Below are 13,811 nucleotides of genomic sequence, written 5' to 3' on the forward strand. Positions count from 1 at the left end.
CGCCCGCCGGACCTGATGCGCCGGATGACGACACCGCTGCGCCGCACGCCCGGCCGGTTCACCGCGATCCTGGCCGGGGTGGTCGTGCTGGGGTTGCTCGCCGGGGTGGTCGCCTTCGTCGGGGTACGGCAGCGCGCCGACCTCGTCCGTGGGGTGACCGCGCGCAGCGGTGAGCTGGCGGTGGCGGCGCAGAGTCTCTACCGGGCGCTCTCCGACGCCGACGCCACGGCCGCGAGCGCCTTCCTCTCGAACGGTCTCGAGCCGCCCGCGCTGCGCGACCGCTATCAGCGCGATCTGGCCGACGCGGCCTCCGCGCTCACCGTCGTCTCGGCGGCGGTCTCCGACGACAGTCGGGGTGCCGCGGCGGTCGCCCGGATCACGGCCCGCCTCCCGGTCTACAGCGGGCTGGTGGAGACCGCCCGGACATACAACCGGCAGGGCCTGCCGCTGGGCGTCGCCTATCTGCAGGAAGCCTCCGGCCTGATGCGCGACGAGCTGCTGCCCGCAGCCCAGGAGCTCTACGCGACGGCGTCGACCGAACTGGACGAGGCGCGGGACCGGGCGGCCGGTTTCCCGTGGGTGGCGGTGCTACTCGCCGTGCTCACCCTGGCCGCGCTGGTGTTGACGCAGATCCACCTGACCCGGCGCACCAACCGCCTGCTCAACGTCGGTCTGCTGGTCGCCACGGGTGCGACCGTGCTGCTGGTGGCCTGGCTGGCCGGGTCGGCGCTGGTCGCGGCGGGCAACCTGCGGGACAGCCGGGACTCCGGCTCCGCCCAGGTCAACCTGCTCGCCGAGGCCCGGATCGCCGGGTTGCAGGCTCGCGCTGACGAGGCGCTGACCCTTGTCGCCCGGGGCAACGGTGCCGCCTTCGAGGAGAACCACCGCGCCGTGATGGAGCGCCTCGCCGGGGCCGACGGCTCGGGCGGGTTGCTGGCGCAGGCGCTGGCAGCTGCGCCGGACGACACCACCAGGCAGGCGGTCGAGGCGGCGATCGCCCGGAGCAAGGAATGGTCGGCGGCGCACCGCAATGTGCGGGCCCTCGACGACAGTGGCGAGTACGCCAAGGCGGTGGCCGCGACGGTCGGCACCGGTGAGCAGACCACCGCCGCCATCTTCAACCAGTTCGACGAGGCGCTCGCCCTGGCCATCACGCACAACGGGGACCGGTTCGAACGTGAGGCGGTAAGCGCGGGCCGGGCCCTGACCGGCGTCGACATCGGTATCGTCGGACTGAGCCTCCTCCTGCTGGTCGGGGCTGCGGTGGGCATGCAGCAGCGGATTGCGGAGTATCGATGAGACAGCGGCATCTCGCCGGCCGGTTGCTCGCCGGCGTACTCGCGGTGGTGGCGGCGACGGCTCTCGCCGGCTGCGGCGCGGACGAGCAGGCGCTGCCCGACAACCGGATGGTGGCCGACCCGCCCCGTCCGGTCGGGATGCAGGATCCTGCGGTCATCCCGACCGGTCCGGCGGCCTCGTCCGGCTCCTGCAACCCGCGGGCCAGCCTGCGGCCGTCCGGGGCGCTGCCCCGCCCCCGACAGATGCCCTCCGGCTCTGCCATGGACAAGATCGTCCAGCGTGGACGGTTGATCGTCGGGGTCGACCAGAACAACTACCAGTTCGGGTTCCGTGATCCGCTCACCGGCCAGCTCACCGGCTTCGACGTGGACATCGCCCGGGAGATCGCCCGGGGCCTCTTCGGCGACCCGGGCCGGATCCAGTTCCGGGCGATCAGCTCGGCCGACCGGATCAAGGTGGTCAAGGACGGCACCGTCGACATGGTGGTCCGGACCATGACGATGAACTGCGAACGCTGGCAGGAGGTCAGCTTCTCCACCGAGTACTTCACCGCCGGCCAGCGCGTCCTGGTCACCCGTGGCTCCGGGGTGAAGAGCATCGACGACCTGCGCGGCAAGAAGGTCTGCGCGGCGGCCGGCAGCACGTCGATCCGGAACATCGCGGAGAAGGGCACGGCGCCGGTCTCGGTGGTCAACTGGACGGACTGTCTGGTGCTGCTCCAGCAGAACCAGGTCGTCGCGGTCTCGACCGACGACAGCATCCTGGTCGGGCTCGCCGCCCAGGACCCGAACACCGAGGTCGTCGGCCCGAGGTTCAGCGACGAGCCGTACGGGGTGGCGATCTCCCGGGACTCGCCCGAGCTGGTCCGGTTCGTCAACGGAGTACTCGCCAAGATCCGTTCGGACGGGACCTGGACCCGGCTCTACACCCGATGGTTGACGTCGCTGGGCCCGGCACCGGCACCACCGGTCGCGCGTTACCGGGACTAGCGTGTCTCGTGGACCTTCCAGCGCAGTGGCGGGGCACCAGCGGTCACCCGTCGACGCCGGCCGGCAGCACGAGACCCGGTCACCCGAGAACCGGACAGGCGAGGTCCGGTTGCGCGGGGTTCGGTACTGCGAGATTCGGTCAGCCGCGCCGATGAGCGGGCCGCCGCCGTCACCGATGGGCCGCGCCGAGGTCGACCGGGTGCTCGACGCGCTCGGTGCGGCGCTGGACCGGGCCTCGGCCGCGATGTACGCCCTGGACAGTCGGCCCGAGCTGATCCTGCTGCGGAACACCCGGTCGACCGGCGAAACCGCGCGGGTCGCCGCCGACGTGCTCGCCCGGACCGGTGCACTCTGGTCCCAGTTCACCGCCTTCGGAGTGCTGCTCGGCCGGGCCCGCGAGGTACGCGCCCGGCGGTCCCGGCCCGGCGACCCCGAGCTGCGGGAACTCGGCGCCCTGCTCGGAGCGCCGACGGTGGCGCTCGACGCTGACGGCACGGTGCTGGACGGGGACGGCAGGGTGCTGGACGACCCGGCCGGTGCGGTGGCGCACCGGGTCGGGTTGCCCGAGCTGGCCCGGCGGATCGAGGCGGAGGCCGCCGCACTGGCCGGCACGCTCGACGAACTGGAGGCGGCCCGCGCCCGGCTCGCCGGATGGTTCGATCAAATCACCGACGGGCTGCGGCGGCTGCGGACGGACGCTGCCGAACTGGCCGGTGCGGAGCGACCCGACCAGGTGCCCGGTGGCGGCGATCCGGGCGCCCCCGAAGCTGGTCCGGTGGCAGTTGGTCCTCCGGCCGTTGGTCCTCCGGTCGTTGGTTCGCCGGCTGCTGTCGCGGCGGCGGGAGCGAGTACCGCCAGGGTGCCGGGCGACGAACTGGAACGGCTGGGCCGGGATGTCGAGGAGGCGTACCGGAGTGCGCTCGCCGACCCGCTCGGCGCGGCCGGGTCCGGGTCGACCGGGACCGCCGTGCGGGACCGGCTGCGTCGGCTGGAGGCCGAACTCGCCGCCCTGACCGGTCGACTCGCCGAGCTGACCGAGGTACGCGAGGGGTACCCAGGGCGTACCGCACGGCTCGCGACCGAGTTGGACGAACTCGGTACGGCGGTCGCCGAGACCGCCCGGACGCACACCCTTGCGCGCACCAAGATTGCCAACTCGGCCCTGCCCGACCTGGCGCCGGATCCGACTCCGGCGTTGCGCGCCCAGTTCGCCCAGCTCGGTCAGGTACACCGGGAGCACCGGTGGAGCCAGGTCGGCAGGGAACTGGCCGCGCTCGAACGGGGAGTCGCGGAAGCCCGGCGTCGGACGGCCGAGTCGCACGAGGCGGCGGACGGGCTGCTGCGGCGGCGGGCCGAACTGCGGGGCCGACTCGACGCGTACCGGGCCAAGGCGGGGCGGCTCGGCCTGATCGAGCACACCGAACTCTCCGCCCGGTACCGGCAGGCCCACGACCTGCTCTACACCAGCCCGTGTGACCTGTCGGCGGCGACCCGGGCCGTGGTCGCGTACCAGCGTCACCTCAACGATCTCGCCGAGCGCCCGGCGCCCGGCCCGAAGGGAGCCGTACCATGAGCACCCGCTGCCTGCGGCCCGGTTGCCCAGGCTCCTACCTTCCCGACGGCTACTGCGACGAGTGCGGCCGACGGGCACCGGCCGCCGGGTCGACGGCGGCACCGGCGGGCACCGGCTCGACAGGTACCGGCCCGATCGCCACCTCGACAGGTACCGGCCCGGTCGCCACCTCGACCGGTACCGGCGCGATCGCCACGTCGACCGGTACCGGTCGGTCCATGGCGCCGACCGGGACGGGCCGGGCCTCGGTGTCGGCCGGAGCTGGCCGGGCGTCGGTGCCGGGACAGCCAACCGGGTCGACCGGCCACGCGGGGATCTCCACCGGTCACCGCCCGGGTCCGGCCTCGACGGGGCAGGGTCCGGCCGGTCCGGGTCCGGCCTCGACAGGCCACGGCCCGGTGTCGACCGGACAGGGGCCGGGGTCGACGGGCACCGGGTGGGGGTCGGCGGCGAGCGGGCTCGGCACCAGGCCGAGCCGGGGAACCTCGAACTCCGGCTCCCGGAGTTCCACCAGGTCCCGCAGCGCGTCCCGGGGCGGTCTCGGTGCCGGCCTGGTTGACATCGCCCGGGTGCCGCTGCGCGATCCGGCGACGGCGGTGATGGCCGAGCCGAAGGTCGCCGAGTCGCGGCGGTTCTGCGTGAGCTGCGAGAAACCGGTGGGGCGGGGCCGGGAGGACCGCCCGGGTCGGGCCGAGGGCTTCTGCCCGCACTGCGGCACCCAGTTCTCCTTCGTACCCCGGCTGAGCCCGGGAGACGTGATCAACCGGCGGTACGAGATCCTCGGGGCGCTCGCGTACGGCGGACTCGGTTGGATCTATCTCGCCCGGGACCGGAACGTCAGTGACACGGTCAGCGACCGATGGGTGGTGCTCAAGGGACTGATCAACACCTCGGACGAGGATGCGATGGCCTCGGCCGTGGCGGAGCGTCGCTTCCTGGTCGAACTGGACCACCCCAACATCGTCAAGATCCACGACTTCGTGGAGCACCCCGACCCGCGCACCGGGGTCCCGGTCGGCTACATCGTCATGGAGTACGTCGGCGGCCAGTCGCTGCGGGACATGCTGCTGGCCCGGCGCCGGGAGACCGGCCAACGCGCCCTGCCGCTGCCCGAGGTGATCGCGTACGGGGTCGAGATCCTGCCCGCCCTCGACTACCTGCACGACCGGAACCTGCTCTTCTGCGACTTCAAGCCGGACAACGTCATCCACGCCGAGGAGCAGCTCAAACTCATCGACCTCGGCGCGGTACGCCACATCGACGACACCACCAGTGCGATCTTCGGTACCCCTGGTTACCAGGCGCCGGAGGTCGGCACGCTCGGCCCCTCGGTCGCCTCGGACATCTACACCGTCGGGCGGGCGCTCGCGGTACTCAGCCTCGACTTCCGCGGCTTCTCCACGACGTACGCCAACCGGCTGCCGGAACCGGCCGACACGCCGCTGTTCACCGCCGAGATGTCGTACCACCGGCTGCTGCGTCGGGCCACCCACCCCGATCCGGACCGGCGCTTCCAGAGCGCGGGGGAGATGAGCGAGCAACTGCTCGGCGTGCTCCGCGAGGTGCTCTCCGCCGCCGACGGTGTGCCCCGGCCGGCGGTGTCCCGACAGTTCACTCCGGAGCGACGCGCCTTCGGTACCGAGGCCGGCGAGGTCGGCTCGGCGGTGGCGGGGCGGGCCTGGGGCGCCGGAGGTGGCGTACCGCCCGGTGCGATCGCCCCGTCGCCGCCGGTGGTCGCCGCCGCGCTGCCGCTGCCGCAGGTCGACGTCCTCGATCCCGGCGCCGGCTTCCTCGCCTCGCTCGGCGCGACCGATCCGGCGGAGTTGGTCCGCCAGCTCACGGCCGCGCCGGTCCGCAGTGTGGAGGTGGCGTTGCGGCTGGCCCGGGCCCGGATCGAGGGCGGAGACCTGACCGGAGCGGCCGCGGATCTGGACCGGCTGGCCGCGGCCGACCCGTTCGACTGGCGGGTCGACTGGTACCGGGGGCTGGCGGCGTTGACCGCCAACCGTCCCGCCGACGCCCGGGTCGCCTTCGACGCGGTCTACGACGCCCTGCCGGGTGAACCGGCGGCCCGGCTGGCACTGGCGGTCAGCGCGGAGTGCACCGGCGACCGGGAACTGGCGACCCGGCTCTACGACCGGGTCTGGCGGGTCGACCACGGCTATCTGAGCGCCGCGTTCGGGCTGGCCCGAATCCGCTTCCTGATCGGCGACCGGGCGGGCGCGCTCGCCGTACTGGACCAGGTGCCGGACAGTTCGAGCCAGCACGTGGCCGCACAGGTCGCCGCCGTCCGGGCCAGCCTGCCGGGGTTGACGGCGGGTACCACCGGACCGGACGATCTGCTGCGGGCGTCCGCCCGGCTGGAGCGGCTCGGCCTGGATGTCGAGCGGCAGACCCGGCTCACCATCGAGGTGCTGGAGGTCGCCCTGGCCTGGGTACGGAACCGTTCGACCGCCACCTCCGGGGCGCGCCTGCTGGGGCACGACCTCTCCGAACGCGGCCTGCGGTTGGGGCTGGAACGGGCGTACCGGACGCTGGCCCAGCTCTCCCGCGATCCGGAGTTGCGGATCGCGCTGGTCGACCACGCGAACGCGGTCCGGCCGAGGACGCTGGTGTGACGGCCGTCGGAGCCGGCACTGCCGGCAGTATGCCGAAACCGTGCCCCGAGCACGGCGCGCCCGACGACCCGGCGCACCGCTACTGCGAGGTGTGCGGCCGGGAGTTGGAACGCGTCCCGTTCGGTGGGGCGACCGGGCCGTCGGGTCTGGCCGCCCCGGCGAGCGGCCCGGCCACCGCATCCGGTTCGGCCCGCGTCTCCGGTTCGGCCCGGGCCTCTGGTTCGGCCCGCGCTTCCGGCTCGGCGCACGCTTCCGGCTCGGCGCACGCTGCGGGTTCGGTTGGTGCTTCCGGTTCGGGGGACGGGACCTCGGGCGGGGGCGACGCTTCCGGCTGGGCCGAGACCTCCGGTTCGGTCGAGTTGCCGGAGTCCACTGAGCTGCTGAGGCTGGCCGACATTTCCGGACCGACCGCGCTGTCCCGGCTGGAGGCGCTCGCCGGGCCGACCGGCGCGCCGAGTCAGCCGGGACAGCGGGGTGTAGCCACGCCACCGGGTGCGGCTGGCTGGGGTGCGCCCGGCCATCCCGGGGTACCGGACGGCGCGGGCAACCAGCCTGGCTACCCGCCTCCGGCCGCACCGCCCGGCTGGGCGGGTCCTCCCGCTCAGCCCGGCTGGACCGCCCCGTCCGGCTGGCCGGGCCCCGCCGCACCTGCCGGGTCACCCGAATGGGGAGGTCCGGCCACATCCTCCGGTCCGGTGACCGGTTGGCCCGCCGCCGCGTCCTCGACCGGCGCCATCGCGCCGCCCCGGGCACCCGTACCGCCCGGTGCTCCGCCCGGTGCGGTCTTGCCGCCCGGTGCGGTCTTGCCGCCTGGTGCTCCGCCCGGTTTGATGGTGCCGCCGGCCGCCGGTGTGATCCCACCCAGCCCTTGGCTCTCGTCACGTGCGGTTGGCCAACCCTGTCCAAGCTGCGGCACCCCGCCCGCCGGCAACTCCGGCCACTGTGACCACTGTGGACGGCGATCGTCCGTGGGCCGCGACCGCGCGGACCTGGATCTGGGCGTCGTCGCCGCCGTCACCGACCGGGCCCGACGCAGACGCAACGAGGACGCGGTCACGGTCGGGCGGCTGGGCTCGACCATCGCCGCGGTGGTCTGCGACGGGGTCTCCACCTCGCTGCGGGCCGATCTCGCCGCCCACGCGGCCGCCGAGGCGGGGCTGGCCGCGATGCTCTCCGCGCTCGGGAACGGTGCCGCCGCGCCCGACGCCATGGTGGCCGCCGGCCGGGCGGCAGCGGTGGCTGCCCGGGCGACCGCAGTGCACGACGACGGCCAGGTGCCGCCGAGCTGTACCTTCGTGGCCGCTGCCGTCACCGCCGGCTCGGTCACCGTCGGCTGGATCGGTGACAGCCGGGCGTACTGGCTCGGTCCGGACGGCGCGGTGCACGAGGCGGTCTGCCTGACCGTGGACGATTCGGTGGTCGGCCAGATCCGGGCCGGCCGCCCGGTGCCGCCCGGTGCCGAACAGGACCCGACATCCAAGGCGTTGATCCGGTGGCTGGGCGCGGACTCCAACGACGCCGACCCGCAGGTGGTGACCTTCCAGCCGGGACGGCCGGGCAGGCTGGTGATCTGCTCGGACGGCCTCTCGCACTACCTGCCGAACGCGGGGGCGTTGGCGGCCCGGGTACCGGGGCCGGGCGGTGGCACGCCGATCGCGATCGCCCGGGACCTGACCAGGTTCGCGGCGGAGGCAGGTGGGCACGACAACATCGCGGTAGCCGTGCTGCCGTTTCCGCCCGGTGGGGGAACGGGGGAGGCGGGCAGGTGAGCGGTGCACCGCGGTTCGTCGTCGACGTCGACCACAACGAGTACCTGCCGGCCGGTGGTCAGGTGGTGGACGCGATCCTGACCGTGACCGCGTCCGGTCCGGATCTGCGCGACCCGGCGACCGCCCCGACAGCGGCGCAGGTGATCATGGTCGACACCTCGGGTTCGATGGCGATGCCGCCGACGAAGCTCGCCGAGGCGAAACGGGCCACGGCGGTAGCCATCGACACCCTGCGCGACGGTGTGGCCTTCGCGGTGGTCTCCGGGACCGCCGTCGCCCGGATGGTCTACCCGGTACAGCCGGGGATGGTGCCGGCGAACGTGCACACCAGGGCGGCGGCGAAGGCGGCGGTGGCCGGGCTGCGGGCCGACGGCGGCACCGCGATCGGCCGCTGGCTGGACCTGGCCAACTGGCTGTTCGCCAGCTATCCCGCCGAGGTGCGGCACGCGATCCTGCTCACCGACGGGCGCAACGAGCACGAGAAACCCGAGGACCTGCGTCGGATGCTCGCCGCCTGCGAGGGGCGGTTCGTCTGCGACAGCAGGGGCATCGGCAGCGGCTGGGTGGCCAGCGAGCTGCGGGCCATCGCCTCGGCCCTGCTCGGCACGGCCGACGGGCTGGAACATCCCGCACAGCTGCCGGCCGCGTTCCAGGCGATGACGGCGAACGCGATGGGCAAGCGGGTGGCGGACGTCGCGCTGCGGATCTGGAGTCCGGCCGGCGCGACGGTACGCATGGTCAAGCAGGTCTTTCCGCACGTCGAGGAGCTGACCGGTCGCCGTGGCGCGGTCAGCGCGCGGATCGGAGACTATCCGACCGGCGCGTGGGGAGCGGAGACGCGCGAATACCACCTCTCCGTCGCCCTCGAACCCGACGCGGTCGGCGAGGAGGTGCTGGCCGCCCGGGTCAGCGTGGTCAGCGCCGGGCAGGTGCTGACCGAGCGGCTGATCCTGGCCAGGTGGACCGACGACACCGCACTCTCCACCCGGATCAGCCCACAGGTGGCGCACTACACCGGACAGGCCGAACTCGCCGCCGCGATCCAGGAGGGGCTGCGGGCTCGGGAGGCCGGCGACGTGGAGACCGCGACCGCCCGGCTGGGCCGGGCCGTGCAGTTGGCCGCCGAGTCGGGACACGACGAGACGGCGATGCTGCTCGGCCGGGTCGTCGAGGTCGTCGACGCGCCGACCGGCACGGTACGGCTCAGGCGGCAGGTGGCCGCGCTGGATGCCGAGTTGACCGACGTACGTTCGGTGAAGACGGTACGGGTGAAGAAGGAGCAGGGGTGAGGCCGTGACGGCAGCCGTCTGCTCCCGGGGGCACGAGTCGTCCACGATGGACTACTGCGACGTCTGTGGCGTACCGATGTCGCGTGGTTCCGCCGCCCCGGCAGCAGGTGGCGCCGAAGGCTCGGGCCCGGCATCGCTACTCGACGTACCGGTGGCACCGGCGATCGGCGTACCGGCGCCGGCCGGCGGCGCGGTGCCGGCGGATGGCGGACGGTCGGTGGCCGGCGCGGCGGGACCCGCCAGCCAGTCCACTCCGGCCGTTACGTGCCCCGACTGCGGTGCTCCGCAGGTGGGCCGGTTCTGCGAGGAGGACGGCTACGACTTCCTGCTCTCCCCGCCGGTCGTCCCCGCCTCGACCGAGGCAGCCGCATCGGCCGTCGCGTCGGCGGTCGGCGTTCCGGCCGGTGCCGATCCGGAGATGCCCCGTCCGGTCCAAACCGGCGACGGCACAGCGGTGCGCGGGCAGGGGAGCACCTGGCATCTGGTGGTGGACGCCGACCCCGGATACTTCGAACTCGTCGCGTCCTTCGGCGGTACGGACGCCGGAGAACTGACCTTTCCCCGCTTCGTCGTACCCCGCCGGTTCACCCTGGAACGGCGGCAGTTGCTGATCGGTCGCCGCAGCCGATCCCGGGGCGTACACCCGGACATCGACCTGGTCGGGCCGCCGGAGGATCCCGGGGTCTCCCACCTGCACGCACTGCTGATCCCACAGTCGGACGGCTGGGCGGTGGTGGACCTGGAATCCGCCAACGGCACCTATCTCAACGATCCGTCGACACCGCCGATCGTGGCCAACACCCCGATCCCGCTCGGTGACGGCGACCGCGTCTACCTCGGCGCCTGGACCCGGTTGACGATCCGGGCCCACCCCTGACCAGCGGCATCACCCGGCCCAGCGCGCGCATGCATCCGGGAAGGGCCTGCTCATACCAGCGCCTCCCCCTCGGCCGCCGCGCTCAGTCGCAACGGTGGCCAGTCGCCGACGTCGCGGAGCAACTGTCGGTCGTGGGTCGAGAGGACGACTGCGGCCTGGGTGGTCCCGAGGGCGTCGGTGAGTTCGTCGACGAGAGCGATTGACAGGTGATTGGTCGGCTCGTCGAGAAGGAGCACGTGCGGTTTCGTCGCGAGCACCAGGGCCAGGTCCAGGCGACGTTGCTGTCCCATCGACAGCTCACCGATCCGCTTGCTTGACTCGCGGGCGCGCAGGAGCCCGAGCTGCGACAGGCCCAGGGTTTCTGTCTGTTGCACCGTCCTGGCGGCGACGAGCCTGTCGACGTGCGCCGCGAAGACGTCGCTTGCCCGGCGATGCAGCGGTAGTGTCGTCTCCTGCCGGAGGAAGCCGAGACGGACGTTCTTCGGCCGGCGTACCGAGCCGGTGGTCGGTTCCAGCTCGCCGGCGACGGCGCTCAACAGCGTTGACTTGCCGGCCCCGTTCGGGCCGGTCACGACGAGGCGACCCCGGTGCGAGAGTGAGAACGATACCGGGTGCGGCAACCGTCCGGCCACGCTCACGCCTTCCACATCCAGCAGCGCTGCGCCGGTTCGCGTCGGCAGCTCGGGGAGCCGGAACTGCTGTGGCGGCTCAGGAACCGTCACAGCGTGGGCCTCGAGTTGTACCTGCCGGCGGTGCACGCTCTGCACGAGCCCACCCGCCCGCGTTGCCCGGCCGTGCTTGTTCGTGCCCTTGTCCGGTCGCCACCCGGACACGAGCCGGTTCTGCGCCGCACTCAGGCTGTCCTGGAGCCGAGCGAGTTCCGCTTGCTGGCGTTCGTACTCCTGCTCCCACCGTTCACGCTCGGCCAGGCGGCCCTCGCGGTAACCGGCGTAGCCGTTGCCGTACACGCGCACTCGATCGTCGGGAGTCGGGTCGAGGTCCACGATCGTCTCCGCGAAATCGGACAACAATGCGCGATCGTGTGTGACGACGACTACGCCACCATGGCGAGCTTTCAGTTGTGTGGTCAGGAACTCCAGGCCGTTGCGGTCAAGGTGGTTCGTGGGCTCGTCCAGCAACAGGAAATCATCGTCGGAGCCCAGGAGGCACGCCAGGCGTACCCGATAGCGCTGCCCTACCGAAAGTTCGGCGAGCGCACGGGTTGGATCTGTTTCCGCATCCAGAGATTCAAGCGCGATCTGGACGCGCCGCTCCGCGTTCCAGGCATCGAGAGCCTCGGCGTGCTCCAGAGCCGCTGCGTACCGTTCATCGGCGCCGGGCTCTCCGGTCGACAGTGCGACCGCGGCCGTGTCGAGTGACGCCAGCGCTGCGAGCTGCTCGGCGATCGCCTCCGCGACGGCCTGGCCGACCGTCCGGTGATCATCGACCGACATCTCCTGTTCGGCGATACTGAGCGTGCCGACGAGCTGCACCGCCCCGCTGTCGGGCGCGAGCGTGCCGTCGAGCACATGGAGCAGCGTCGACTTCCCACGGCCGTTCTCGCCCACGATCGCAACCCGCGACGTGGGAGTCACGATGAGATCGACGTGATTCAGAACAAGCGTTTCTCCCCGCATGACAGACAGGTCGGAGGCCACGAGTTGCGCGCGCTGGCGCGCTGGACTGGTTCGGGTAAGCATTTGTGTCCTTCGGAAGTGACACACCATGCGGCCCGAGGGCGGGCGGACGGTGCGCAGGTGACGGGCCATAAGGCGAGAACGAGAGGCCGCCCGCAATCTCGGAATACCTCAACGAGTGCGGGGGGCCTTCTCGGCCGTCACAGGAAGTACAAATGCACGAACCGATCATACGAGCCGCTCTGCCGGTCCGCAAACCTGACAGGGAACCCGTCTGCCGGTACCTCGATCAGGCCGACGCCCTTTCCTGGCGCTGCCGCCAGGTCCGGATCCAGCTCTGTGCGGTGTGTCGAGGTACCCCGTAGTGATCGGCCACCGCAGTGACGGTGCCGGCCTGGCGGTACACCTGCGGGAGATCGTCCGGGGAACGCCGGTAGGAACGGCTGGCCGTCGCGGTGGCGGCGATGGCCGGGCTCTGGCCACGCCGCCCGCCGGTCGTCCGGGTGCTGGCGGTGTCCGGGGCGCTCTTCGTCGCCCGCCCGCTCGCGCGCCTGGTGGCGGTCGTCGTGGCCGAGGCTGCCGAAGCCTTCCCGGCCGTGCTTGCCTTCTTGGCCGCGCTCGCCTTCCGGGCCGAGGTTGGCTTCGGGGCCGCGCTCGCCTTCCTGACCGGGGTCGGCTTTTGAGTCGGGGTGGCCCTCCTGGTCGCGGCCACCGAAGCGGACCCGGTGGTGGCCCGGCGCGCCGCACCGGTACGACCTCCGGTCGCGCCCTTCGCTGCGCCCCCGGCCACCCGGGCGACCGTACCGGTATTCCTGGTCGTGCCGGTCCGCTTGGCGGTGCCGGTGGACTTGGTGGTGCTGGTGGGCTTCATGGTGCTGGTGGACTTGGTGGTGCGGGTCCGCTTCGCGGTGGCGGTGGTGGCCTTGGCTGTGCCGCCGCGCTTCGCGGTACCGGTGCTGCTGGCGGCGCGGGCGCCCTTGACGGCGCCGGTCCGCTTCGCGGGCGCCGTGGTCTTGCTCGCGCGCCCTCCGGCGGGAGTCTCCTTCGCCGTGGAATTCCGGGCCGACGCGGTCTTCGCGGCGGTACTCCGAGTCGCTGCCGACTTCCTGGTGGCGCGCTTCGCGCCCGCCGCGCGCTGATCAGCGGCTGGCTCGACATCTCCGCTCGGCGCCGGTGCGCCCTCGTCGACCGATCCCGTTGCGGCCTCCGCCGGAACATCCGCCGGGACCGGCTCGACGACGACCGGGTCCGCCGGCAACTCCACCCTGGACCCCTGGGACGGGAAGGAGGCCGACAGCGACGGGCTCGTCTCGGAGTCGGACGACACCAGCGGGGGCGGGGCGGTCGGCGCCGCGCCGGACGGCATCACGGCGCGGAGCAACTGGTCGAGGTCGACCGCGGGCAACTCCGGGGGAGTGAGCCCACCGCCCTCACCTGCCCGTACCAGCAACTCGGTGATCCTGGTGGCGTTGCCGGCAACCTCCACCCGCAGCGTCGTGGTCGCCCGCGTCCGGTCGTCCGGAGAAATCGTAATCGTGTAGGCACTCACCGGGGCCCAGCCTCCAATAACCACAGTCTCGCCACCGTCGCGCTCCCGGCCCCGTCAACGGTCACGTCGGTACGACTCTTAGGATGTCGGCGGCCAAGCTACCTCCCGGTCAGGCCGTTGGCCAAGTCCGGGGCGGTGTGACTTGCTGCCACGACGGGTTGGGGTGGCCTCGACGAATCGACGTACCCCGGTGGCTTATCTAGGATAAGTC

12 protein-coding genes are annotated in these 13,811 nt (G+C 72.7%); 9 read left to right on the top strand and 3 right to left on the bottom strand.

Annotated features, from left to right (window positions below):
* Positions 1-24: 24 nt before the first annotated feature.
* The 3 genes from CLT71_RS03525 to CLT71_RS03535 all read left to right on the top strand — a co-directional run bounded on the left by CLT71_RS03525 (position 25) and on the right by CLT71_RS03535 (position 3,861).
* The gene (locus tag CLT71_RS03525) at positions 25-1,299 is read left to right on the top strand and encodes a hypothetical protein (RefSeq protein ID WP_143743356.1); all 1,275 of its coding nucleotides are present in this window, start codon (positions 25-27) and stop codon (positions 1,297-1,299) included.
* Complete coding sequence (locus CLT71_RS03530) at positions 1,296-2,288, top strand: glutamate ABC transporter substrate-binding protein (RefSeq protein WP_101365827.1); 993 nt, start codon at positions 1,296-1,298, stop codon at positions 2,286-2,288. The genes CLT71_RS03525 and CLT71_RS03530 overlap by 4 nt, the downstream gene beginning before the upstream one ends.
* A gap of 151 nt (positions 2,289-2,439) precedes the next feature.
* Positions 2,440-3,861: a coiled-coil domain-containing protein gene (locus tag CLT71_RS03535; RefSeq protein WP_143743357.1), complete on the top strand. Its 1,422-nt coding sequence runs from the start codon at positions 2,440-2,442 to the stop codon at positions 3,859-3,861.
* Between the two features lie 49 nt (positions 3,862-3,910).
* Here the strand turns inward: CLT71_RS03535 and CLT71_RS37360 are convergent, their stop codons facing one another.
* Together CLT71_RS37360 and CLT71_RS37775 are read right to left on the bottom strand one after the other, a co-directional pair.
* Positions 3,911-4,183: a hypothetical protein gene (locus CLT71_RS37360; protein WP_199188007.1), complete on the bottom strand. Its 273-nt coding sequence runs from the start codon at positions 4,181-4,183 to the stop codon at positions 3,911-3,913.
* Between the two features lie 3 nt (positions 4,184-4,186).
* A complete protein-coding gene (locus CLT71_RS37775) occupies positions 4,187-4,423 on the bottom strand; it encodes a hypothetical protein (protein WP_486483026.1) in 237 nt (78 codons plus the stop codon).
* A gap of 7 nt (positions 4,424-4,430) precedes the next feature.
* Between CLT71_RS37775 and CLT71_RS03540 the strand changes: the two genes are divergently transcribed.
* From CLT71_RS03540 to CLT71_RS03560, 4 genes are all read left to right on the top strand, one after another.
* Entirely contained in the window at positions 4,431-6,479 is a 2,049-nt protein-coding gene (locus CLT71_RS03540) for a serine/threonine-protein kinase (RefSeq protein WP_486483027.1), read from the top strand.
* Between the two features lie 968 nt (positions 6,480-7,447).
* Positions 7,448-8,248, top strand: coding sequence for a protein phosphatase 2C domain-containing protein (locus CLT71_RS03550; RefSeq protein WP_158242165.1), 801 nt, complete (start codon positions 7,448-7,450; stop codon positions 8,246-8,248).
* On the top strand, positions 8,245-9,537 hold the full coding sequence (locus tag CLT71_RS03555) for a VWA domain-containing protein (RefSeq protein WP_101365832.1): 1,293 nt from the start codon (positions 8,245-8,247) through the stop codon (positions 9,535-9,537). Before CLT71_RS03550 ends, CLT71_RS03555 begins: the two co-directional genes overlap by 4 nt.
* Before the next feature lie 4 nt (positions 9,538-9,541).
* Entirely contained in the window at positions 9,542-10,414 is an 873-nt protein-coding gene (locus CLT71_RS03560; RefSeq protein WP_199187496.1) for an FHA domain-containing protein, read from the top strand.
* A 50-nt stretch (positions 10,415-10,464) separates the two neighbouring features.
* On the opposite strand, the gene CLT71_RS03565 is transcribed toward CLT71_RS03560, so the two are convergent.
* A complete protein-coding gene (locus tag CLT71_RS03565) occupies positions 10,465-12,114 on the bottom strand; it encodes an ABC-F family ATP-binding cassette domain-containing protein (protein ID WP_101365833.1) in 1,650 nt (549 codons plus the stop codon).
* A 401-nt stretch (positions 12,115-12,515) separates the two neighbouring features.
* On the opposite strand from CLT71_RS03565, the gene CLT71_RS03570 reads away from it, so the two are divergent.
* Positions 12,516-12,734 (top strand): hypothetical protein, encoded by a 219-nt coding sequence (locus CLT71_RS03570; RefSeq protein ID WP_143743358.1) that lies wholly within the window; start codon positions 12,516-12,518, stop codon positions 12,732-12,734.
* A gap of 6 nt (positions 12,735-12,740) precedes the next feature.
* Entirely contained in the window at positions 12,741-13,190 is a 450-nt protein-coding gene (locus CLT71_RS36890) for a hypothetical protein (protein WP_158242166.1), read from the top strand.
* Positions 13,191-13,811 lie beyond the last annotated feature (621 nt).

This window comes from Plantactinospora sp. CNZ320 (genome assembly GCF_002846275.1).